The organism is Saccharothrix syringae (assembly GCF_009498035.1).
Taxonomy (GTDB): Bacteria; Actinomycetota; Actinomycetes; order Mycobacteriales; family Pseudonocardiaceae; genus Actinosynnema; species Actinosynnema syringae.
Genome location: NZ_CP034550.1, coordinates 2,185,211 through 2,206,178, shown reverse-complemented (window position 1 = coordinate 2,206,178; position 20,968 = coordinate 2,185,211). Strand labels below are relative to the sequence as shown.

At 73.5% G+C, this 20,968-nt stretch carries 22 protein-coding genes; 8 read left to right on the top strand and 14 right to left on the bottom strand.

All coding sequences use genetic code 11. The annotated features are described in order from the left end of the window. Positions 1-66: 66 nt before the first annotated feature. From EKG83_RS10440 to EKG83_RS10430, 3 genes are all read right to left on the bottom strand, one after another. Complete coding sequence (locus EKG83_RS10440) at positions 67-1,128, bottom strand: aldo/keto reductase (protein WP_033434799.1); 1,062 nt, start codon at positions 1,126-1,128, stop codon at positions 67-69. 36 nt (positions 1,129-1,164) lie between these two features. Further along, positions 1,165-2,115: an aldo/keto reductase gene (locus EKG83_RS10435; RefSeq protein ID WP_033434798.1), complete on the bottom strand. Its 951-nt coding sequence runs from the start codon at positions 2,113-2,115 to the stop codon at positions 1,165-1,167. A gap of 71 nt (positions 2,116-2,186) precedes the next feature. Next, the gene (locus tag EKG83_RS10430) at positions 2,187-3,740 is read right to left on the bottom strand and encodes an MFS transporter (RefSeq protein WP_084717040.1); all 1,554 of its coding nucleotides are present in this window, start codon (positions 3,738-3,740) and stop codon (positions 2,187-2,189) included. Between the two features lie 209 nt (positions 3,741-3,949). Here EKG83_RS10430 and EKG83_RS10425 point away from each other — a divergent pair, with 209 nt between their 5' ends. Then, the gene (locus tag EKG83_RS10425) at positions 3,950-5,560 is read left to right on the top strand and encodes an FAD-dependent monooxygenase (RefSeq protein WP_063741496.1); all 1,611 of its coding nucleotides are present in this window, start codon (positions 3,950-3,952) and stop codon (positions 5,558-5,560) included. 35 nt (positions 5,561-5,595) lie between these two features. Further along, positions 5,596-5,895: a putative quinol monooxygenase gene (locus tag EKG83_RS10420; RefSeq protein ID WP_033434797.1), complete on the top strand. Its 300-nt coding sequence runs from the start codon at positions 5,596-5,598 to the stop codon at positions 5,893-5,895. Positions 5,896-6,064: 169 nt separating this feature from the next. On the opposite strand, the gene EKG83_RS10415 is transcribed toward EKG83_RS10420, so the two are convergent. Next, the gene (locus tag EKG83_RS10415) at positions 6,065-7,111 is read right to left on the bottom strand and encodes an aldo/keto reductase (protein ID WP_033434796.1); all 1,047 of its coding nucleotides are present in this window, start codon (positions 7,109-7,111) and stop codon (positions 6,065-6,067) included. Positions 7,112-7,206: 95 nt separating this feature from the next. Between EKG83_RS10415 and EKG83_RS10410 the strand changes: the two genes are divergently transcribed. Together EKG83_RS10410 and EKG83_RS10405 are read left to right on the top strand one after the other, a co-directional pair. After that, positions 7,207-8,247, top strand: a complete 1,041-nt coding sequence (locus EKG83_RS10410; protein WP_033434795.1) for a putative manganese transporter — start codon at positions 7,207-7,209, stop codon at positions 8,245-8,247. A 93-nt stretch (positions 8,248-8,340) separates the two neighbouring features. Beyond that, positions 8,341-9,282 carry a cyclase family protein gene (locus EKG83_RS10405; RefSeq protein ID WP_051766821.1) on the top strand — a complete coding sequence of 314 codons (942 nt, stop codon included), beginning with the start codon at positions 8,341-8,343 and terminating at the stop codon, positions 9,280-9,282. A gap of 184 nt (positions 9,283-9,466) precedes the next feature. Here the strand turns inward: EKG83_RS10405 and EKG83_RS10400 are convergent, their stop codons facing one another. From EKG83_RS10400 to EKG83_RS10390, 3 genes are read right to left on the bottom strand one after another with little or no spacing between them, the layout of a single operon-like run. Continuing rightward, positions 9,467-9,748: a hypothetical protein gene (locus EKG83_RS10400; RefSeq protein ID WP_033434794.1), complete on the bottom strand. Its 282-nt coding sequence runs from the start codon at positions 9,746-9,748 to the stop codon at positions 9,467-9,469. A gap of 59 nt (positions 9,749-9,807) precedes the next feature. Further along, positions 9,808-10,293: a helix-turn-helix transcriptional regulator gene (locus EKG83_RS10395; RefSeq protein ID WP_153277994.1), complete on the bottom strand. Its 486-nt coding sequence runs from the start codon at positions 10,291-10,293 to the stop codon at positions 9,808-9,810. A gap of 15 nt (positions 10,294-10,308) precedes the next feature. Further along, a complete protein-coding gene (locus EKG83_RS10390) occupies positions 10,309-10,719 on the bottom strand; it encodes a VOC family protein (RefSeq protein ID WP_033435158.1) in 411 nt (136 codons plus the stop codon). A 187-nt stretch (positions 10,720-10,906) separates the two neighbouring features. Between EKG83_RS10390 and EKG83_RS48950 the strand changes: the two genes are divergently transcribed. After that, a complete protein-coding gene (locus tag EKG83_RS48950; RefSeq protein WP_265590324.1) occupies positions 10,907-11,038 on the top strand; it encodes a hypothetical protein in 132 nt (43 codons plus the stop codon). A 50-nt stretch (positions 11,039-11,088) separates the two neighbouring features. On the opposite strand, the gene EKG83_RS10385 is transcribed toward EKG83_RS48950, so the two are convergent. The 7 genes from EKG83_RS10385 to EKG83_RS49550 form a co-directional block, all read right to left on the bottom strand. Continuing rightward, positions 11,089-12,471: a glycoside hydrolase family 6 protein gene (locus EKG83_RS10385; protein ID WP_084717105.1), complete on the bottom strand. Its 1,383-nt coding sequence runs from the start codon at positions 12,469-12,471 to the stop codon at positions 11,089-11,091. A 265-nt stretch (positions 12,472-12,736) separates the two neighbouring features. Continuing rightward, positions 12,737-14,002, bottom strand: coding sequence for a YeeE/YedE family protein (locus tag EKG83_RS10380; RefSeq protein WP_033435159.1), 1,266 nt, complete (start codon positions 14,000-14,002; stop codon positions 12,737-12,739). A 55-nt stretch (positions 14,003-14,057) separates the two neighbouring features. Next, positions 14,058-14,276: a hypothetical protein gene (locus EKG83_RS10375; RefSeq protein WP_033435212.1), complete on the bottom strand. Its 219-nt coding sequence runs from the start codon at positions 14,274-14,276 to the stop codon at positions 14,058-14,060. Positions 14,277-14,289: 13 nt separating this feature from the next. Next, positions 14,290-14,487 (bottom strand): hypothetical protein, encoded by a 198-nt coding sequence (locus tag EKG83_RS10370; RefSeq protein WP_033435160.1) that lies wholly within the window; start codon positions 14,485-14,487, stop codon positions 14,290-14,292. 23 nt (positions 14,488-14,510) lie between these two features. Then, complete coding sequence (locus EKG83_RS10365) at positions 14,511-16,214, bottom strand: hypothetical protein (RefSeq protein WP_033435161.1); 1,704 nt, start codon at positions 16,212-16,214, stop codon at positions 14,511-14,513. Beyond that, a complete protein-coding gene (locus tag EKG83_RS10360) occupies positions 16,214-18,049 on the bottom strand; it encodes a hypothetical protein (protein ID WP_194283010.1) in 1,836 nt (611 codons plus the stop codon). The genes EKG83_RS10365 and EKG83_RS10360 overlap by 1 nt, the downstream gene beginning before the upstream one ends. Positions 18,050-18,176: 127 nt before the next feature. Continuing rightward, positions 18,177-18,257: a putative leader peptide gene (locus EKG83_RS49550; RefSeq protein ID WP_153278885.1), complete on the bottom strand. Its 81-nt coding sequence runs from the start codon at positions 18,255-18,257 to the stop codon at positions 18,177-18,179. 278 nt (positions 18,258-18,535) lie between these two features. On the opposite strand from EKG83_RS49550, the gene EKG83_RS10350 reads away from it, so the two are divergent. The 3 genes from EKG83_RS10350 (at position 18,536) to EKG83_RS10335 (ending at position 20,855) form a co-directional block, all read left to right on the top strand. Further along, on the top strand, positions 18,536-19,588 hold the full coding sequence (locus EKG83_RS10350) for a GIY-YIG nuclease family protein (RefSeq protein WP_033435162.1): 1,053 nt from the start codon (positions 18,536-18,538) through the stop codon (positions 19,586-19,588). 398 nt (positions 19,589-19,986) lie between these two features. Continuing rightward, positions 19,987-20,451, top strand: coding sequence for an RHS repeat-associated core domain-containing protein (locus EKG83_RS47605; protein ID WP_153277992.1), 465 nt, complete (start codon positions 19,987-19,989; stop codon positions 20,449-20,451). Next, complete coding sequence (locus EKG83_RS10335) at positions 20,448-20,855, top strand: Imm32 family immunity protein (protein WP_153277991.1); 408 nt, start codon at positions 20,448-20,450, stop codon at positions 20,853-20,855. Before EKG83_RS47605 ends, EKG83_RS10335 begins: the two co-directional genes overlap by 4 nt. The last annotated feature ends 113 nt before the right edge of the window (positions 20,856-20,968 follow it).

Here is a 20,968-nt window from a genome sequence, read left to right as displayed (position 1 = left end):
TCGTCAGAAGCGCCCTGGAACCGCCGAGGTGCGCGGTCCCGCGACGACGCGGGACCGCGCACCCGGTCACGGGTAGATGTCGGTCGGCAGCCTGCGGTCGCCGGCCACGTCGCGGATGTGCCAGTAGGGGTAGTGCGGCGGCACGTCGCTGACCTCGTCGAGCTGCGCCAGCTCGTCCGCGGACAGCTCCCACTCGACCGCCTGGAGGTTGTCCTCCAGCTGGTGCGGCTTGGTGGCGCCGATGACCAGCGAGGTGATGCCCGGCTTGCGCAGCACCCAGTTCAGCGCCACCTGCGCGATGGTCACGCCGCGCTCGGCCGCGATCTTGCCCATCACGTCGATGATGTCGTGCGGCTCCGGGTGGGTCAGCGGGGCCGACTCCGACGGCGTCCGCTGCGCCAGCCGGCTGCCCTCGGGCATGGCCTCGCCGCGCTTGTACTTGCCGGTGAAGAAACCGCCGCCCAGCGGGCTCCACGCGGTGATGCCGACGTTCTGGTCCACGCACAGCGGCACGATCTCCCGCTCCAGCTCGCGCGCGCCCAGGTTGTAGTAGCCCTGGTAGCACACGAAGCGGTTGAGGTTGCGGCGCTCCGACACCGACAGCCCCTTCATCAGCTGCCAGGCGGCGAAGTTGGACACGCCGATGTAGCGCACCTTGCCCGAGTGCACCAGGTCGTCGAGCACGCGCAGCGTCTCGTCGATCGAGGTGCGGGGGTCGGGGCCGTGGATGTGGTAGACGTCGATGTAGTCGGTGCGCAGCCGGCGCAGGCTGCTCTCGACCGCGGCGTACAGGTGGTGCCGGGTGGCGCCGATGTCGTTGGGGTCGTCGGTGATCCGCCACCGGCCCTTGGTGCCGATGATGACGCGGTCGCGGTCCGTGCCGAGCGCGGTGCCCAGCATCGCCTCGCCCACACCGTTCTTGTAGACGTCGGCGGTGTCGAAGAAGTTGATGCCGGCGTCCAGCGCCATGCGGATCATGTTGTGGGCGGTGTCGTCCGGCACGGTGCCGAACTCGGCCCAGTTGCGGTCCGGCGCGCCGAGGAACGACGCCCCGCCGCCGAAGGTCATGACGCCGAAGCACAGTTCGGACACTGCCAGGCCGGTGTCGCCCAGGTAGCGGTACTTCACGGTTTCCCGTCTCCTCGTGGTGGTGTGGGTTGTTCTTCAGTAACGCGAGCCGACCACCTGGTCGGCGATCACGGTCAGCTCCGCGAGGTCCTCCTCGGTGAGCCGGACGTCCTGCGCGGCGATGTTGTCGGCGAGGTGGGACAGCCGCGTCGTGCCCGGGATGGGCACCACGTCGTCGCCCACGGCCAGCACCCACGCCAGGGCGACCTGAGCGGGCGTGACGCCCTTGCGCTCGGCGACCGACCTGACGATGCGCACCAGGCGCTGGTTCTCCCGCACGGCCTCGGGCTGGAACCGGGGGTTGCCCCGGCGCCAGTCGGTGTCCTCCAGGTCCTCCGCCTCGGCCAGGGCACCGGCCAGGAAGCCCCGGCCCAGCGGCGAGTAGGCGATGAACCCGGCGCCGTTGGCCCGGCACCACGGCAGGACCTCGGCGAGCACGTCGCGGCTCCACAGCGACAGCTCGGTCTGCACGGTGGCCACCGGGTGGATGGCGTGCGCGGTGTCGAGCTGGGCGACGTCGGCCTCGGACATGCCGATCGCCCGCACCAGGCCCGACTGCACCAGCTCGGCCATCGCGCCCCACGTCTCCGCGAGCGGGATGGCGGGGTCGACCCGGTGGAGCTGGTAGAGGTCGATGACGTCGACGCCGAGCCGGTACAGCGACCCGGACACCGCCTGCCTGATGTAGTCGGGGTGGCCGCTGGGCACGATCTCGCCGTCGCGGACCACCAGGCCGCACTTGCTGGCCAGGACGATCTCGTCGCGCCGGTCCCGGATCGCGCGGCCCACCAGCGCCTCGTTGGTGAACGGGCCGTACACGTCGGCGGTGTCGATCAGGGTGATGCCCTCGTCGATCGCCTTGTTGATCACCGCGACGGACTCGCGGTCGTCGCGGCGGCTCTGGTTGTAGGCGAAGCTCATGCCCATGCAGCCGAGGCCGATGGCACCGACCACCAGGCCGGTCGAGCCGAGTTTGCGCTGTTGCACTTCGTGCCCCCTCCTCTGCCGTTGCCGGCGTCGGGTTGTTCGGTGGTACCGGGTGTTGCGGTGGTGCCGGGTCACGCCCGCGGGTTGAGGTCGCGGTCCCGGATGACGAGGAACGTGGCCACCGAGCCGGCCAGGGCCAGCAGGGCGAGCACGATGAAGGTGGTGTGCATGGCGGAGGTCAGCGAGTCGGCGAGCGCCGTCGCCTTCTCCACGTCGCCGGCGGGCGAGCCGGCCAGCTCGCGCACCGCGACGTCGACGTGGCCCTGGACGACCTCGCCGCCGGCGGCGCCCGCGTCCCGCGCCCCGACGCCCGGCAGCCGCGAGCCGAGGCCCGAGGCGGTGAGCGTGGCCAGCAGCGAGGCCGCGCCGGCGATGGCGATGCCCTCGCCGGTGATGCGCATCGTGTTGAAGATGCCGGAGGCCATGCCCGCGCGCTCCGGCGGCACGACGCTCACCGCGGCGTTGTCCATCACGCCGAAGGCACTGCCCACGCCGATGCCCACGACCAGCAGCGGGGCCACGACCCGGGTGATGCCGCCGGCCGGGTCGAGCACGACCAGCCACAGCGAGCCGGCGGCGATCAGCAGGGAGCTGGTGCCCAGCATGACCCGCAGCGGCACGCGGGCCGCCACCGAGCCCGCCACGAGCGGGATCAGCAGCACCGGCAGCGTGAGCGGCAGCAGCACCGCGGCGGACTCGGCCGCGCCCACCCCGCCGACGCCCTGGAAGTAGGGCGGCAGGAACACCAGCAGCACCACGAAGCCGAAGGTGATGGTGAAGGGCTGGCACACCACGGCGATGAAGGTCGGCCGGCGGAACAGCGACAGGTCGAACAGCGGCCGCCGCTGGCGCAGCTCCACCACCACGAACAGGGCCAGGAAGAGCAGGAACCCGGCGATCGCGCCCAGCGCCTGCCACGAGGTCCAGCCGGTCGCCGGGCCCTGGACGAAGGCCAGGGTGAGCAGGAACAGGCTCAGCGTGAAGGTGACCACACCGGCCCAGTCGACGCGCTCGGCGCCCGGGTCGGACGACTCGGGGACGCGCCGGGACAGCAGCAGCGCCGCGGCCACGATCACGACGTTCATCCAGAACACCGACTGCCAGCCGGCGGCGTCGACCAGGAAGCCCGCGACCAGCGGTCCCAGGGCCAGGCCGAAGCCGAACGAGGCGCCGAGCATGCCGAAGGCCCGGGTGCGCGCGGGGCCGGTGTAGTGGGCGGCCAGGACGGCCGCGCCGCTGGTGAGCACGCCCGCGGCGCCGATGCCCTGCAGACCGCGGGCGACGTCGATCAGCACCATGTCGGTCAGCACCGCGCACAGCAGCGACATCGCGCCGAAGACCCACAGGCCGATCGTCAGCACCCGCTTGCGCCCGAACAGGTCGGCGAGCCCGCCCGCGGCCAGCATGAAGGCCGCGAACGTGACGTTGTAGGCGTTGAGCATCCACTGGGCGGCGCCCGGTGAGGCCCCGAGATCGGCGGCCATGGCGTTGAGCGCCACCCCCGGCGGGGTGACCGCGAGCGGCAGCGTGAGGCTCGCCAGCGCCACCGCGAGCGCGACGACCAGGCCACCGCCCCGCCGGTCGGTCCGCGCCGCCGCGCCGGCGGTGGACGTGTCCAGTGCCATCTGAAAACCCTCCTCGACGATCCGGCCAGGCCACCGCGCCGCACCTCTGGCGTATGACCTCGATGGAGCATACGATATCTTACAGTCCATCGGTCACGTAAGACCATGTGACAACCAGAGCACTGTCGCAATGGTGTAAGGTCTCTTATGATGCTAGTAAGCCGAAGGAATCGGCGACCACTGCGTTCCCTCGGCCAGGGAGGTAAACGATGCCCAACACCGACCCGAACGCCGACGTCCTGATCGTGGGTGCGGGACCGAGCGGCCTGATGGCCGCGTGCGAACTGCTCCGCAGGGGCGTGTCCGTGCGCGTCGTCGACGCCCTGGCGGAGCCCGTCCCCTATTCCAAGGCACTGCTGCTCTGGCCGCGCACGCTCGACCTGTTCGCGGAGCTGGGGCTGGCCGACGAGGTACCCCGCAACGCCGTGCGCATCGACGCCTTCCGCTACTACACCAACGGCAAGCCGCTGGTCCGGGTCGGCTTCCCGGAGGCCCTGGCCCCCTGGTCGTTACCCCAGGCGTCCACCGAGCGCCTGCTGCACGAGCGGTTCACCGCGCTCGGCGGCCGCGTCGAGCGCGGGGTCCGCCTGCTCGCCCTGGAGCGCCTGGACTTCTCCGGCGACCCGGGCAACAGCGAGTCGGTCACGGCGATCCTGGAGCACCCGGACGGCCGGGTGGAGCGGGCCACCACGCCGTGGCTCGTCGGCGCCGACGGCGCGGGCAGCGCGGTGCGCGCCCAGATCGGCGTCGGCTTCACCGGCGCCACCTACGAGAACCACTTCGTGCTCGCCGACGCGTACGTCGAGGGCGACGTGCTCCGGCCCGACGAAGCGCACTACTACCAGTCGACCCGGGGCGTCCTGGTCATCGTGGCGCTGCCGAACGGGCTGTACCGCTTCTTCGCCAGCGCGCCGCCCGGCGTGATCCCGAAGCGCGGCCGCCCGCAGGTGGACCTGCCGCTGCTGCAGCGCCTGACCGACGAGCGCGGCCCGCGCGGCGTGCGGCTGGTCGACCCCGAGTGGGTCAGCGCCTTCCGCATCCACCGCCGCAAGGCCGACCGGTTCCAGCTCGGCCGCGTGTTCCTCGTCGGCGACGCGGCCCACGCCCACAGCCCCGCGGGCGGCCAGGGCCTCAACACCGGCCTCCAGGACGCCCACAACCTCGCCTGGAAGCTCGCCGCCGTGGTCCACCGCGAGGCCGGCTACGGGCTGCTCGACAGCTACACGCCCGAGCGCGACAAGGTGGCCGCCCAGGTCATCCGCGACACCGACTTCCAGACCCGCGCCTGGATGGTGCGCCACCCGGCGTCGATCGCCCTGCGCAACACCGCGTTCCGGGTGGCCCACCACAGCGGGCTCCTGGGCCGCGACTACCTGCCCGTGCTGGCGGGCCGGCGCATCAAGTACCCGGTCGACTCGTCGACCGGCCTGCTGGCGGCGCCCGCCCGGTGCGAGGACCGGGGAACGCTGCGCGTGGGCACCGCCGCACCGCTCGACCTGGCCGCCCGATTCGGCGAGACCTCCCCGCGGTCCGCCGAACACCGCTCGTGGCGGCTCCTGGTCGACCGGGCGGTCCGGATCAACGTGCCTTCGTCGGTCCGGACCGTGCCGGTCGACGCGGGCGCCCTCGCCCCCGGCGGCTGCCCGAGCACCGCGTTCGTCCTGATCCGCCCCGACGGCTTCGTGGCCGCCCGGGGGCACCGCGAGCACGTCGACGGCCTGCGCCGCTTCCTGGCCGACGTGCTGACCCCGGAGCCGAGCGCGTCCGGGCCCGAGGACCCGGCGTCGAAGACCCTCAGGGTCGCCGACGCCGTCGCTTGACCCGCAACACCAAACCCTCACCTAGGAGAAACACCGTGGCGTACCACATCGCTGTCCAGTTCGACGTGCCCGCCGAGCACCGGGAGAAGTTCATCGCCGCCGCGCTGGAGGACGGCCGCAACTCCAACGCCGACGAGCCGGGCACCCTGGCGTTCAACCTGATCGAGGACCCGGAGGAGGCCAACCGCTTCTACCTGGTCGAAGCCTACGAGGACGAGGCCGCCTTCCAGGCGCACTGCGAGGGGCCGCACTTCAAGACCTTCTTCGACGTGCTGGGCACCTGGGGCCAGGAGGGCCCGAAGTGGCTGGTCAAGGGCACCCAGCTCACCGACTGAGGCACGTTCGCGCGCAAGACCCGGGAGGCCGGCATCGCCTGGATGCCGGCCTCCCGGCGTGTGCGCCGGTGGGCGTACGCCTGCGGGATGGGCGTCGCACACCCCGCGGACAGGCCGAGGGGCCGACATCGCCTGGATGCCGGCCCCTCGGTGTGCGTGCCGGTGGGCGCTAGGGCCGCACCGGCCCCTCACCCGCGCCGAGGCTGGCGGTGGCGGAGGCCACCTCGGCGAGGTCTTCCCCGGTCAGCTCCAGCGAAGCGGCCGGGAGCCAGCCGTCGACCTGCCGGGGGTTGCGCGCGCCGACGATGGCGCCGGTGACGCCGGGCCACGCCAGCGCCCACGCCACGGCCACCGCGGCGACCGTGGTCCCGTGCCGCCGCGCGACCGGCCGCAGCGCCTCGGCCAGCGCCAGGTTGCGGTCGAGGTTGGCGGTGAAGTCGACGTGCCCGCGCCGCCAGTCGTTGTCCGGCAGGTTCGCCGCCCGCTCCGCGGAGAAGGAGCCCGTCAGCAGGCCGGACTGCATGGGCGAGTAGACGATCACGCCACCGCCCTGCTCCGCGCACCAGGCGATCTCGGCCGCGTTGGAGCGGTTGATCGCGGAGAACGGCGGCTGCAGCGCGTCAACCGGCGCGACCTCCCGCGCCCGTTCCAGCAGCCCGAGGTCGTGGTTGGACAGGCCGATGGCCCGCACCTTGCCCTCCGCCTTGAGCTTGGCCATCACCGCCCAGTACTCCTCCACCGGCGTCGCCTGCGGGGCCGGCCCGTCGGAGGAGGTGCCGTCGTACTCCAGGGACGCGCCCGTGTCGGGCCAGTGCACCTGGTAGAGGTCGATCCGCTCCACGCCGAGCCGGCGCAGCGACGCCTCGACCTCGCGGCGGACGCTGTCCGGCCGCATGATCCGGTGCGGCGGGGCGTCGGGGTTGCGCTCGTCCCACACCAGGCCGCACTTCGTGAACACGTACGGGCGGTCGGCCTCGGGCAGGTCGCGGATCGCCCGGCCGACGACCTCCTCGGAGTGGCCCAGCCCGTAGACCGCGGCCGTGTCGATCCAGTTGATCCCGGACTCCACGGCGTGCCGGATCGCGGCGATCGACTCGGCGTCGTCCTGGTCGCCCCACGCGTAGCGCCAGCCACCGCCGCCGATGGCCCACGCGCCGAAGCCGACCCTCGTGATGTTCATCCCGGTCTCGCCCAGGGTCCTGCTCGCCAGAGACATTCCCTCACCCTTGCCGTCAGGTAACGGTTCAACGTACGTTCTCGTACGCACCTACGATATCTGATGGTTCGCGCCTTGACGATGGGGGAACGGCGATGCCGGACATCGTGATCCGTCCACTGGCCGACGCGTTCATGCAGGTCGGCGTGTTCGTCGCGGTGCTCGTCGCCGCGTTCACCCGGTTGCGGTCGCGCCACGGCGACCGGTTGACCGGGCTGCTGGAGCGCCGGGCCCGCCTGGGGCCGCTGATCGGCGCCGCCCTGGGCGTGTCGCCGGGCTGCGCCGGCGCGCTGATGGTGATGCCGCTCTACACCAGGGGCAGCGTCTCGTTCGGGACGGTCGTGGCGGCGCTGGCCGCCACCATGGGCGACTCGTCGTGGGTGATCTTCGCGGCACAGCCGCTGGTCGCGCTGCGGATCCACGCGCTGCTGTTCGCCACCGGCCTGGCGGCGGGCTACCTGGTGGACGCCTTCGGCATCGCGCCGCGCCGGGCCCCGGAGCCCCTGCCGGCACCCGGGCCGGCCGCGTCGCCCGGCGGGGTCGCGCTGGCCGCGCGGACGACCACCCCGCTGCCGGTGGCCTTCTGGGTGACCACGGCGCTGGCCGCGGTCGTCGCGGTGCCCACGGCGTTCCAGCTCGTCCCACCGGAGTTCCTGGCGGGGTTCCCGGGCGCGGACCCGTACCTGGTGCTGGGCGCGGCCGGCACGGTGCTGTCCGCGGCGGTCGCGATCGACGGGCGCAGGCACCCCCACCGGCACGCGGACGCGCTGACGACCGGGGCCCGGGAGGTGGCCGGGATCGTGGTGTGGGTCGCGGCGATCTACCTGACGTGGGAGGTCGTCGTGCGCACCACCGGTTTCGACGGCTCCCAGCTGCCCCTGCACGGCCTGACCGGCGTGGTGGTCGGCGCCCTGGTCGGCCTGGTACCGGGCTGCGCCGTGCAGATCGCCTTCACCTCGCTCTACCTGGCCGGCGCCGCACCGCTGCCGACGCTGGTGGCCAACGCGATCAGCCAGGACGGCGACGCGCTGCTGCCCCTGCTGGCCCGCAACCGGCGGCCCGCGGCCCTGGCGACGGTCCTGACCACGGTGCCGGGCCTGCTCGTCGGCGCCGCCACCCTGCTGTGGCTCGGATAACCGAAGATCTCTTAGATCTCTCAGTTCCAATATGTATGTAAGACGGCTTATAGTCATGGCACCCCACCGCAAGAGCACGAGAGGAGCCGCAGGATGTGCGGACCCGAGCTCATGAACCTCGCCAAGGACTCCGCCACGGCGTCCACGGCGTCCACAGTGGCCGTGGCGCCCGACCCCGAGCCCGTCGAGGAGGTCAGGCCGCGCGCCGACGTCAACCGCCGCCGGGCGCTCGGCATGGGCGCCGTGCTCGGCGCCACCCTCGCCGGCATCGGAGCGCTGGGCCGGACCCCCGTCGCGGCCGCCGAGGCGCTGGCCACGCGCAGCGCGTCCTCGTTCCGGGTGCGCGACCTCAGCCACGCCATCCACACCGACTTCCCGGTGTACTCGCCGTACGTGCTGGAGCCCAACATCTTCCAGAGCTCGTTCGTCCCGCAGGACGGCTACAACGCGCTGAAGCTGGAGATCGACGAGCACACCGGCACGCACATGGACGCGCCGTGGCACTTCGTCGACACGGCCGAGGCCCTGACCTCCGACCGGATCCGCCCGGAGAACCTGGTCTGCCCGCTCGTGGTCATCCGCATCGCCGACCGCGCCCGGACCAACCTCGACGCCGAGGTCACCATCGCGGACCTGGAGAACTGGGAGCGCCGCTACGGCCGCATCCCGGACAACGCCCTGGTGGCCATGGACTCGGGCTGGACCAGCCGCGTCCTGCAGGGCGGCGAGGCCATGGTCAACCGCGACGCCGACAACGTCCCGCACTTCCCGGGCTTCAGCCACGCCGCCTGCGAGTGGCTGCTCAGCAAGCGCAGCGTGGCCGGCATCGCCGTCGACACCCCGAGCATGGACAACGGCCCGAACTCGGTGAGCAACCCCAACGCCCACCGCTACTTCCTGGGCGCCAACAAGTACGGCCTGGAGATCACCGCCAACCTCAACACCGCCCCCGACAGCGGCGCCATCGCCGTCGTGGGCCTGCTCAAGACCAAGGGCGGCACCGGCGGCCCGGTCCGCCTGCTCGCCGCGTTCTGACGGGTCGGTCGCCCACCGCCGACGAAGCCGGCGGGCGACCCCCGGACCGGAGGACTCCGCCCCGGCCGTCCTGCGCCCCACGCCAAGGAGACCCGCGGCGGTCCCCTGCGGCCCGCGATCCGACCGCCCCCCCGGCCGCGAGCCGCAGGTGCACCACCCCCGGTTGCCGTGACGACGGCCGTCGTCACGGCAACCGGGGCACTTCGCCGCCCGACCCGGCTCGACGGGTGTCGAAGCACGGCTGAGAGACCCGCCCCGGAGCCGGCGCACCCGAGCACACGAAGCCCCAGCGCCTGGTCTCGGCCTGGTGCGGCAGCAGGAACGGCGGGAGCCTCCCGTGACCGGGGCTCACCGCGGTGCGCGGGTCGGTGCGCGGGTCGGTGCCCGGGTTGTTCAGCCGCCACTTCTCCTCGCCGTACGCGTCGGGGTCGGTGGAAACCGGCCTGCACGCGTAGGAGCTGATCACATCCGCGAGCTGCCCGACCGCGCAGCACGGTTGGCCGCACAGCGGCGACAGGGGTGGTCTCAAACCCGCGCGGCGACGCGACCGCCGGGCTTCCCCGCACCGACCGGCACCTCCCGCTTCCTGACCGGTCTGGTGACCTGCTTGGCGATGCACGAGGGCATGCCGGCGGTGGCGAGCGCGGCCTGCTTGCGGTAGGCGCTGGGCGACATGCCGACCAGTTCGGTGAAGCGGGTGCTGAAGGTGCCCAGCGAGGAGCAGCCGACCGCGAAGCAGACCTCGGTGACGCTGAGGTCGCCGCGCCGGAGCAGGGCGGTGGCGCGCTCGATGCGCCGGGTCATCAGGTAGCTGTAGGGCGACTCGCCGTAGGCCAGCCGGAACTGGCGGCTGAGGTGCCCGGCCGACATGTTCACGCCGCGGGCCAGCGCCTCCACGTCGAGCGGCTGGGCGTGGTCGCGGTCGATCCGGTCGCGCACGCGGCGCAACCGCGCCAGGTCGCCCAGGCGCTGCGCCTCGGCGCGGGCGCGCCCCCACGAGGTGTGGCACACGGGAGGCCCCCTTCCTCAGCGGAGTTCCTGGATGCGGACCAGGTTGCCCGCGGGGTCGCGGAAGGCGCAGTCGCGCACGCCGTACGGCTGCTCGGTCGGCTCCTGGACGACCTCGGCGTCGCCCGCCTGGACCTTCTCGAACGTGCCGTCCAGGTCGGGGGTGGCCAGCAGGATCCAGCCGTAGGTGCCCTTGGCCATCATCTCGGCGATGGTGCGGCGCTCGTCCTCGGTGATCCCGGGGTCCGCGGCCGGCGGCGCCAGGAGGATGGAGGTGCCCGGCTGGCCGACGGGGCCGACCGTGATCCAGCGCATCCGCCCCTGCCCGACGTCGCTGCGGACCTCGAAGCCGAGGGTGTCGCGGTAGAAGGCCAGGGACGCTTCCGGGTCCTCGTGCGGGAGGACGGTGGTGTGGATGGTGATGTCCATGGCGATCAGGCTAGGCGCGGGCCGCCGGGCCGTGCTTCTCGATTCCTGACCGACCTCGGCGAGGGGGTCGGCGCGGCATCTGGCCGGGCAGGCGCATGACGTGCCCGCTCGGGCCGCCCACCGCCTTGCCGGCACCGTGGAGGGGATCACCGTTCACGCCCGACGCGACCCGGGCCCGGTCCGAGGGGTGGTTGCCCGACCAGTCCTTCCCGACCGGCCGGCCTACGACCACCACCACGTCGGGGCCTACCCGGCGTGGCTGCGCGAGCACCGGCCGCCGACGCTGGTCGGCGACTCCCCCGACCGCACGGCGGCGTGACGACGGGGTGCCCCGGGCCGGCGGCCCCGGGGCACCCCGCGGTGCCGGTCCTAGAGCCGCGGGTAGGCGTTGGCCACGAGCTGGCGGAACTGGGCCGAGAACCAGTGCCCGGACAGCGGCGCATCGGCCAGCGCACCGGACATGTTGTTGTTGTTGCGCGGGTTGCCGCTGTAGGTCGGGTCGCACATCCGGTCGAAGCCCTTGCCCTCGTCGTTCGGGATCTCGCGGCTCGCGCCGTCCGACTCGCCCGGCGGCTTGGCCCACACGTAGGCGTCGATGCCGGCGGCCGGGCTCGCCTTCGGCCGCTCACCGATGCCCGCCCCGGACTGGTTGCACCAGTTTCCGAGGTGGATGCGGCGGTCGTAACGGCCGCCGTCGACGTACGCGTCCACGCTCGTGGTCGGGCCCTTGCCCGTCGGGCGCTGGGCGCCGCCCCAGCCGTTGCGCGAGGTGTCGATCAGCATTCCGATGTTCGACGGGAACCCGGCGCTGATCAATTGCGTGCGGAACGCCTGGGCGAACGACAGCTCGTCGACGTACCGGTTCCAGTCGACCCACTTCGACTGGCGCACGGAAGTGCCGTTCACGTTGTCGTTGATGGTGAAGTTGTCCTCTTTCAGGACACCGTAGTTCGCGGTGTTCGAGATGAACCCGGTGACGTTGTTGACCGTGCTGCCCGAGGCGCGGGCGGCCTGGGCGAACAGCGTCGCGGAGGCGTTGAAGTTGTCGTCCCACCCGATCCACCCGTGGTGAGCGGCGTCGATGTAGTTGTAGACGTTCCCGATCGCGCCGAGCTTGGCCAGCGCGTACCCGACGCCGTTGACGTAGTTGCCGTTCTGCAGCATCCGGTCGCACGCGGCCGTGGCGGTCGGCCGGCTGCCGACGTTGGTCACGAGGTTGGGCAGCGAGTCGATCTCGATGACCGTCACGATGCGCAGGTTCGCGTACTTCGAGTCGCCCATGATCGCGGCGATCGGGTCGATGTACTCGGTCTTGTAGCGGGGCAGGTCGTCGGGACCCAACTCGCCGTTGGACGCCAGCGCCGAGCAGTCTCGACCGGGCAGGTTGTAGATGACGAACTGGACCACCATCGGGCGCCCGCCCGCCTGGCTCACCGCGTTGTCCAGGTGCGAGCGCAGGCCGCGGCCGCCGTTCACGCCGTTGATCGCGGCGATCCGGTCCAGCCAGACGAACGTGGGCTGGTTGGCGATGGCCGACCCGCCGTCGGCGCGCGCCTTGTCGGACCACTCCGGGTTCACGTACACCGACGCACCGGCGTACGGGTTGTCCACGCGCGCGGCGGCGGTCACGTCCGCGGCGGCCGGCCCGGTGCCCAGCGCCGTGGCCGCGGCGAACGCGAACGCCGCCGTCGCGGCGAGCCCGCGGCGCGGCCTCCGCCTCCCGATCGGGCCTGGTGATGACTTCAGTGGCATCTTCGGCTCCCTGGTATGTGGATCACACATTCGGGCGGCGGATTCCTGGGAACGCTCCCAGAAATCGGACCGTAGCACGCCCGTGACCAACCGTGAAGAGCTTTCGTCGCCAATGGATCATTGTTGCGGATATTCCAGACGGCGCGGCCGGGAGGCCGGAATAGCGGGATTCCGGAATTCGACCGCATTCGGCTTCGAACATTGTCGACTGCACCGGGGCGCCCGGCCCCCGAACCCGATCGGCGGTCCGGCGGCCGGGCCCTTTTCAGCAGACGCCGTCACCCGGCTTCGGGTTGGCCAGCCCGAACAGCGGCCGCAGCTTCAGGCCGACCCACGTGCCGCCCAGCGCGAACACCCCCCACAGCCAGCCGTGGAGGCTGCCGACCGAGATGCCGCCCAGGTACGCGCCGATGTTGCAGCCGCCGGCCAGCCGCGCGCCGATGCCCATCAGCACCCCGCCGAGCACCGCGGCCAGGGCCGTGCGCCACGGGATGCCGCGGTGGAGCCTCCAGGCGCCCGCCGCCGCGGCCGCGACCGCCGCGCCGATCATGATGCCGACGTTGGTCAGCGTCGTCCGGTCCACCCACACCGGCGAGGCCAGCGCCCTGGCGTTGGACTGCGCCTGCCAGAACTCCCACGCCTCCGGGTGCAGCCCGACCAGCTGGAGCAGCTTGGCGCCCCACAGCGCGAACGCGAACGTCACGCCCCAGGTGCCGCCGGACACCAGGAACACCGCGCCCGCCAGCACGCCGAGCACCACCGCGCCCACCAGCACCGGCCACGACCCGCGGAACACCCGGGCCACGCCGCGCGCGGTCGGCACCGCGTCCACCGGCGGTGGGTTGCGCCGCGCCTGCACGACCCGCGTGACCAGCACGATGGCCACCAGCACCAGGACCGTCACCAGCCACGAGCCGAACCAGCCGACGTGGTCGGACAGCAGCACGCCCGGCACCGCGGGCCACCCGTCGAACAGCGGGAACGCCCACGTGTAGAGCACCGAGCCGAGCACGAAACCGCCGAGGGTCAGCACGATCGCGGACTGACCCGCGCCGACCGCGAACAGGGTGCCGGACGCGCACGCGCCGCCCAGCTGCATGCCGATGGCGAACAGGGTGGCGCCGACGAGCAGCGCGAGCCCGAGCGGCCCGGCAGTCGCCTTCGGCACCGACCCGAACAGGCCCGAGCCGGTGGAGGCGACCAGGGCGACCAGCGTCGCCGCCGTGCCCAGCAGCAGGGTGTGCGCGCGCAGCCCCTGGCCGTTGCCGACGGCCACGAGCTGCCGCCACGCGGAGGTGAAGCCGAACCGGGAGTGGAACAGCGCCAGGCCCAGGCCGAGGCCCAGCGCGAGCAGCGCGCCGTTCTTCCCGCCGTACGAGGACCACACGTACGTGGTCAACCCGATCCCCAGCAGGCCCGCCACCAGCAGCGGGACCCACCGCACGGGTTCCTCCGGCCGGGGGGCCGGTGCGGGGCAGGAGGTCGGGAAGTCGAGGAACCTCCCCGACGGTGGTCTGGACGTCGTGGTCACGCGGGCCTCCAAGGGGGTGGGGCCCCGGCCGCCGGGAGCGGCCGGGGCGCGGTGGTCAGTTCGGGATGAGCCCGTTGGGGGCCTTGACGAGCTGCTGCACCAGGCCGATCACCGGGATGCCGAGCACCGGGGTGAACGTCCAGATGTTCTCCAGCCCGCCGGTGTCGGGCTCGTCCACGATCACCGGGTCGGCCAGCGCGGGCGCGGCCGCGCCGGTGAGCACCAGACCGGACAGGGCGGCCGCCACGACCGCGCGGGCGAGGGACTTCTTCATCTCCACCAACTCCTCATGCACCGATGAGCTTGAACAGGTCGAACAGGGGTGCCAGCGCGCCCGGCACCCCGGTGGTGGGGCCGAGCGGGCCGCCCAGGTCCACGCCGGGCAGCACCCAGACCGGCGTGTCCGCGAAGGCCACGCCGCCCGTGCCGACCCCGAGCGCCGCCACCGCGAGCGCGGTGACCACCACCCTCGTCGTCGTCTTCATCCGTCCTCCTCCTTCGAAAAACCTCAGACCAGCGGCCCGCTGACCGGGACCACCGTCGCCTTGGGGATCCACTGACCCGCCAGTTCCTCCGTCATGGGCATGCCGGGCGCGTGCACCTCGTCCGGCCCCATGGGCATGGCCGTCACCTGCGCCACGGCGTACAGCCGCACGCCGCCGGACGACGGCTCCCGCCCGCCCAGCCACGAGCGGAACCCCGCCGGGGTGGGGTTCTCGCCGCCGAACCCGTTGCCCACGGCCACCGCGTACCCGACCGGCAGCGGCTCGCGCGGGTCGAAGCCCAGCGGTGCGCTGACCGTGGTGGCCGCGGTCGCCAGGGGCGTGGTGAGCAGCCACGGCGCCAGGTACAGGCCGTGCCCGTGCACGGGGCGTTCGGCCTGCGCCGCCGCCGCGGCGGACAGCGCCCGGTGCGCCACCGCCCACCCGGACACCGCGACCAGCGCGGTGTCGGGCCCCGCCTCGTCGTCGACGCGCAGCCCGATCCCGGCCGCCGCCTCGCGGACCACCCGCGCGGCCCGGGTCCCGCGCGGCGAGTCGTCGGCGGCCAGCACGATGCCGCCCGCGCCGCGCTCCCCGAGGAACGACACCAGCCGCCCCAGCGCCGCCTCGTCCTCCGGGGCCAGCCCGTCGGCCGGGCAGGCCGCCAGGACCTCGCGCCGCCCGGCCAGCAGGCCGCCCAGCGCGGCGGAGGCGCACTCCGGCGCGTCCGCGCCGAGGCCGGGCCCCGGTTCGGTGCCGGGGTCGACGTCGACCGAGGCCGAGTCGCCACCGGCGCGGACGGTGATCGCACCGCGCCCGGCGGGCAGGTCGACCTCCGCCCACGTGCCCTCCGCGCCCTCGACCGGCACGGCGGGCACCTCCCGGTCGCCGACGGCCACCACCAGGCCGGTGCCCGCGCCCGCCGGGAGGTGCACCAGGTTGCGGCCCGGCCGGTGCGGGCTGACCAGCACCGGCACGTGCCGGCCCGCCAGGGTCGCGTCGGCCAGCACCGGGACCCCCGGCACGGGCAACTCGGCCGGCTGGGGCACCGCCGCCAGCGCGCCCCAGGCCGTGAACGCCGCCACGACGACCGCCGTGCCGTACCGGCGGCCCTTGGTGGACAGCAGGACCGCCACCGGCGGCAGCGCCACCGCGGCCAGCAGCACCAGCCCGAGCGCGGTGTCGACCAGCCGGCGGTCGAACGCGACGCCCGAGGTCAGCAGCCGCGCACCGCCCGCCAGCACGAGCACCGCGCCCAGGACCGGCAGACCGGGCCGCGGGCCCCGGGCCGCCCCCGCCTCGCGGGCGAAGGCGGCACCGAACCACGCCACCGAGGCGGCCACGTAGGCGCCGTCCACCAGGAGCTGCGCCCCCGAACGCCCCACGGCGGTCTCCAGCACCAGCAGCAGCACCAGGGCCACCGAGGCCCACCGGGCCGCCACCGGCCGGACGAACAGCATCGGCACCGCGAGCACCAGCAGCACGTGCGCCGCCGCACCGACGACGTTGACGTCCAGCACCGCCACCGACACCAGCGCCAGGCCGGCCGACACCGCGGCGGCCGCCACCACCGCCGACCGCGCCCGCCCCGGCAGCGGCTCCACCCGCGGCCGCACCAGCCCCGCCCCGGCGACGAGCGCCGTGGCGAGCAGCAGCACGAGCCGCAGCACCAGGAACCAGGCCGACCCGTCGACCGGGCCCGCGTCGAGACCGCCGTGGGAGTGCTCCACTACTTCACGTCCGCATCCGCGACGACGAACAGCTCCGAGTGCGGCTTGGCGTTGCCGAACGCGCCGTGCGGCCAGTCGCGGCGGTTGAAGTTGATGCCGACCTGGCCGCTGAACTCGTCGCGGAAGTCCTGGTCGACGGTCAGCTTCCCGTCCGGCGCCACCTTCACCACGTTGACCTTGTGGTCACCGTCCAAACCGGACCGGGCGACGAAGTAGTTCGACACCGCGAGCCGCCGCGGCGAGGAGGTCTCGTGGTAGAAGCCGTCCTCGCCCAGCTCGAAGTTGTCGTAGGCGCCCCAGTGCGGGCCGGCCGCGGGCGTGCCCGCGTTGATCGGCACCGCGCCCGCCACGGTCGGGCAGTCCGCCTCGGCGCCGCCGTTCTGCGCCTCGGCGAGGGTGTCGATGCGGCACTTGAAGTCCGTGCCCGCCGCGAGCAGCTTCTCGATGTTGAGCACGTACACGCCGCCGGTCGCGCCGGGGTCGTTCGGGCCGAGCGCGCCCTTGCCCCGACCGGAGATCGCCCGGTACAGGAACCTGTCGTCCGGGCTGGTCTGGATCCAACCGCCGTTCGAGCCGCCGCCGTTGGAGTCGTTGCCGGCGAAGATCGCCTTCGACGCGGCGCCGTCGTCGAACACCTCGACCCACCTGGGCTCGGGCGCGGTGATGTCCGGCGTGTAGTGCACCGCGCCGCCCTGCATGGTCTGGGCGAACGCGCCCTTGTGGCCGGGCAGGTTGGTCACCGTGGTCTCCATGACCGCCCGGCTCTCCGCGTGCAGCGGGTCGGCCGGGTCGGCGCGGGGGCCGTCCTGGAGGTAGGACACCGCGCGCAGCCTCGGGTTGTCCCGGTCGGTGATGTCCCACGTGCGCACGGTCGGCCGGCGCAGGTAGGGCGAGGGCTGCTTGACCGGGTCCAGGATGATGTTGCGCGGCTCGGCGTAGTCGCTGGTGATGAGGGTGTTCAGGTCCTCGCGCGCCTGGATGCCGTGCGGGTTGGCGCAGGTCGGCTGGGCCAGCTGCGGCAGGTTCGCGCACAGCTTGGCGTTGTCGCCCTGCGGCGTGGCGGCGGAGGTCTGCGACAGCACCCGGCCGTCCCGGTCGAACCGGATCAGCGCACCCGGGCTGCCCGCGAACCCGTTGCCGACAACGGTCTGCCCGTTGGCGTACAGGTACGGGCCGGGCACGACCGGGCCGCCCATGTAGGTGCCGTAGGCGGTGCCGTCCTTCAGCGTCCAGTACGCGTCGGGCACCGAGCCGCCGAGCGTGTTGGTGGGCAGGCTGATGCCCTTGAGCTTCAGCTCCGGCAGGGCGGACACGTCGAACGCGTAGGTGGCCGCCGCGAACAGCGCGCCCGCGTAGACGGTGTCGCCCTTGTGCCACACGTACTGCATGTGGTGCGGCTCGTTCTCCACCAGCGGGCCGACGGTGGCGGTGTTGACCACCTTGCCGTAGGACGGCGAGCCCTCGGTGGCGTCGATGACGGCCAGGAAGTCGGGGCCGGGCAGGGCGTTGACCACCTTGCCGAGGCCGCCGGTCAGCGAGCCCGGCAGGTTCTTGACGTCCTTGACGAGGGTGTCGGCGATGTTCTCGTCACCGGCCCACACCAGCAGCCACTTCTTGCGCTGCCCCGGTTCGGCGGCACGCTCGACGGCGCCCGTCACCAGGTGGTTCTTCACCCAGTACTGCTTGCCGTCGGACGCGGTGCGCGAATCGGTGGTGGTCCGGACGTCGGCGTAGGCGGCGGTGCTGCCACCGGTGTAGGTGACCGCGCCGACGGCCAGCACCGCGGCCACCGTCGAGGTCAGCACTTTTCGCCGGCGCGGCGAGTTCGACAACATGGGCACTCCTGTGGATCGTCGCGCGCCCGATTTCCCGGGTGCGCGAAACACCCGCCGGGCGCGTGTGCGCGGCGGGATCCCCGGCGTTACCGGGAGCCTTTTAGGGGGGTGCGGGAAAAGAGGGGCCTCAGCGGCCGGGACAGAGCGCGGCCGCCTGCCGGCGCAGGTCCACGTGCAGGCGCCCGACCAGGGCGACAGCGGTGCTCATGGCCTGGATCGTGTCGAGGTGCCGGAAAGGCTGTCAATCGGCAGACCAAGGAGTGGGACGCCACCGGGCACAGCGCAACTTCCACCGAACGGCGTAACGCGTGCCTCCCGGGACCGCGTTAACGAGGGCTTTTGCCGACGGCCCGCCGAACGGCGCCGAATGTTCCGGAACGCGGCGGGCGGTTGGCGGAACACCCATTCAGGTCGACCGAACCCCGGGACGCACCCGACCAGTTGTACCCAGCGCGCCGCCGCGCCGTGGAAAAAGGGGAGAGCGTCGTGCGAAACGTTTCGGTACAGGAATTCGCGGAAAGCCTCCGGGAGCTGCACGTCACGTGCGGCAAGCCGAGCTACGCGAAGATCTGCGGGCTCGCCCGCGGGCACGCCCTGTCGCCGCCCACCATCAGCGAGGTGCTGAACGGCAAGCGGATGCCGAAGGTCGAGTTCGTGGTGTCGTTCGTGCGGGCCGTGCTGCGGCACCGGGACGGGGCGGACCTCGGCCCCCGGCACGACGCGGAGGTGCGCCGGTGGCGGTTGCGGTGGCAGCAGGCCCAGTTGGCGCCCAGGGCGTGCCGTCCCCCGCGCGGCCGGCCGTCCGCGCGCCCGGCGGACCGCGAACCACCGGCCCGGGTACCGCCGACCACCCGGCAGCCGGTCGCCCCCGCCAACCCGCACCCGGTCGACCCACCCCTTGCCGACCCGCACCCGGTCGACCCGGCCCTCGCCGACCCGCACCCGGTCGACCCCGCCGCGGCCGACCCGATCCGGTGGGACCCGAACCCGGTGGACCGCGTGCTGCTCGACCGCGCCCTGTCCGCCCGCGACGCCCGCGGCCGCCGCTGGTCCGAGGCGCGGCACGGCTGCTGGGCCCTCTACGACCCCGACGGCAACGCGGTCCACATCGGACAGACCGACCGCACCCTGGCCGCGGCCGTGCGCGAACACCTGGCCGACCCCGGCACGGCCCGGCTGCTGGAGGCGCAGGAGGTCGCCGAGCTGGAGCTGTGGCCCGCCTGGGGAGCACCCGACCAGCCCGCGCTCGACCGGCTGGAGCGCGCCGTCTGGCGACGCGCCCTGGGCGGCGACGACGACCTGCCGCCGTCCGCCCGCTTCCCGCTGCTGGACGAGCGCGCCAGGCACGACGGCGACGTGCGGATCGCCCGCCAGGCCGAGGGCCTGGCCCGCCTGTCCGCGGCGGTGCTGGCCGGCCGCGGCGACGGCGAGGCGACGAGGCGGGCGCTGGCCGTGCAGGCGGCCAGGCTGGCCCGCCTGACCGCCGCGCGCTTCGCCGTGGTGACGGGCCGCCCGACCGCCGAACTGGGCGACGCGTGAGACCGCCGCGCCCGGCGGGACCTGTCCGCGACGGGCCCTGCGGGTGCGACGCGGTCGATCGCGCAGCGCCGGCACCACTACCGGGCCGACGGCTACCTGCGCGCCGTCGCGGAACCCGCCGGCCCGCGGACCTACGACCTCGCCCCCCTGGGCCGGGTCGTGTCCGTGCACGGCCCGCGGTGGCGGGAGCGCTACGCCTACGACCCGGCGGACAACCTCGCGGGAGCCGAGGGGCCGGGCGGACGACGTTCGACCACGACCGGCGCGGCCGGGTCGTGCAGCGCGTCCGGCGCCGGCTGTCGCGCAAACCGGAGGTGTGGCGACGTGCCGGCGCGGGTCGACTCCGCCCGGGGCGGCACGCTCCTGGCCGAGCAGGTCGAGCCCGGTCAGGCGCTGACGTGGGACCACGACGTGACCGGTGGCGCAGCGCAGGCGGACACCCATCCCCCGACGCGGCGTGGGTCGACCGGGAGTTCCACGAGGTCGTCACCGACCTCGTGGGCACGCCCACCGAGCTGGTCGCGCCCGACGGCGCGGCGGTGCGGCAGGCGCGCACCGCGCTGCGGGGGGCGTCGGTCCAGGGGCACGGGGCCACGCCGCTGCGGTTCCCCGGTCGGCACCACGACCCCGAATCGGACCCGCACTGCAACTACCTGCGCTACTGCGACCCGGAAACCGCCCGCTGCGCCACCGACAGCATCGCCCGCTTCGACATCAACCCGAACACCCCGCACGTGCAGCAGCTCGGCCCGCACCTGAACCTGAAGACCCAGGTCAACGGCAGACCGATACGCTCGGGGCCCTACAGCGACCCGCACATCCCCATCGACCCGTCCACCACCCGGCCGGGCGACATACCGTGACGACGAAGATGATCATCGCGCTGTCCGGGAAGACCGACGAGGCCGCGCTGTCCGGCACACCGCACGAGTACGCCGAACTCGCCGCGGCGCTCGAACGCGGGCACGGCAGGTTCGAGCTGGTGACGACGCGGGACGTCGCCCCCTACGACGCCGCGCTGCGCACCCTGACCGTCGAGGCCGCGGAGACCCCGGAGGTCCGCCTCGTCGTCGACCGCGCGACGCTCGACCTGGTGATCCGCGGCCCGGTGCGGCACCTGGCCACGCTGGGGCTGATCCTGCGCGACAGCGCCGAGTCCGGCGACCCGGAGGGGCACGTGCACCTGGAGGGGTTCCCCGGGCACGAGTTCCTGGCCGAGGACTCCTTCCCGCTCGTCGTGCACGACGCCGTCGAACCGTCGCGGTGACCCGGGTCGGCGTCCTCACCGGGGACGACGTGGGCGGGGTCGCCGGTCAGGTGCAGTTCGGCGGTGTCGCCCTCGTCGAGCCGGGTGACGGGCTCACCGTAGAAGAAGAGCGC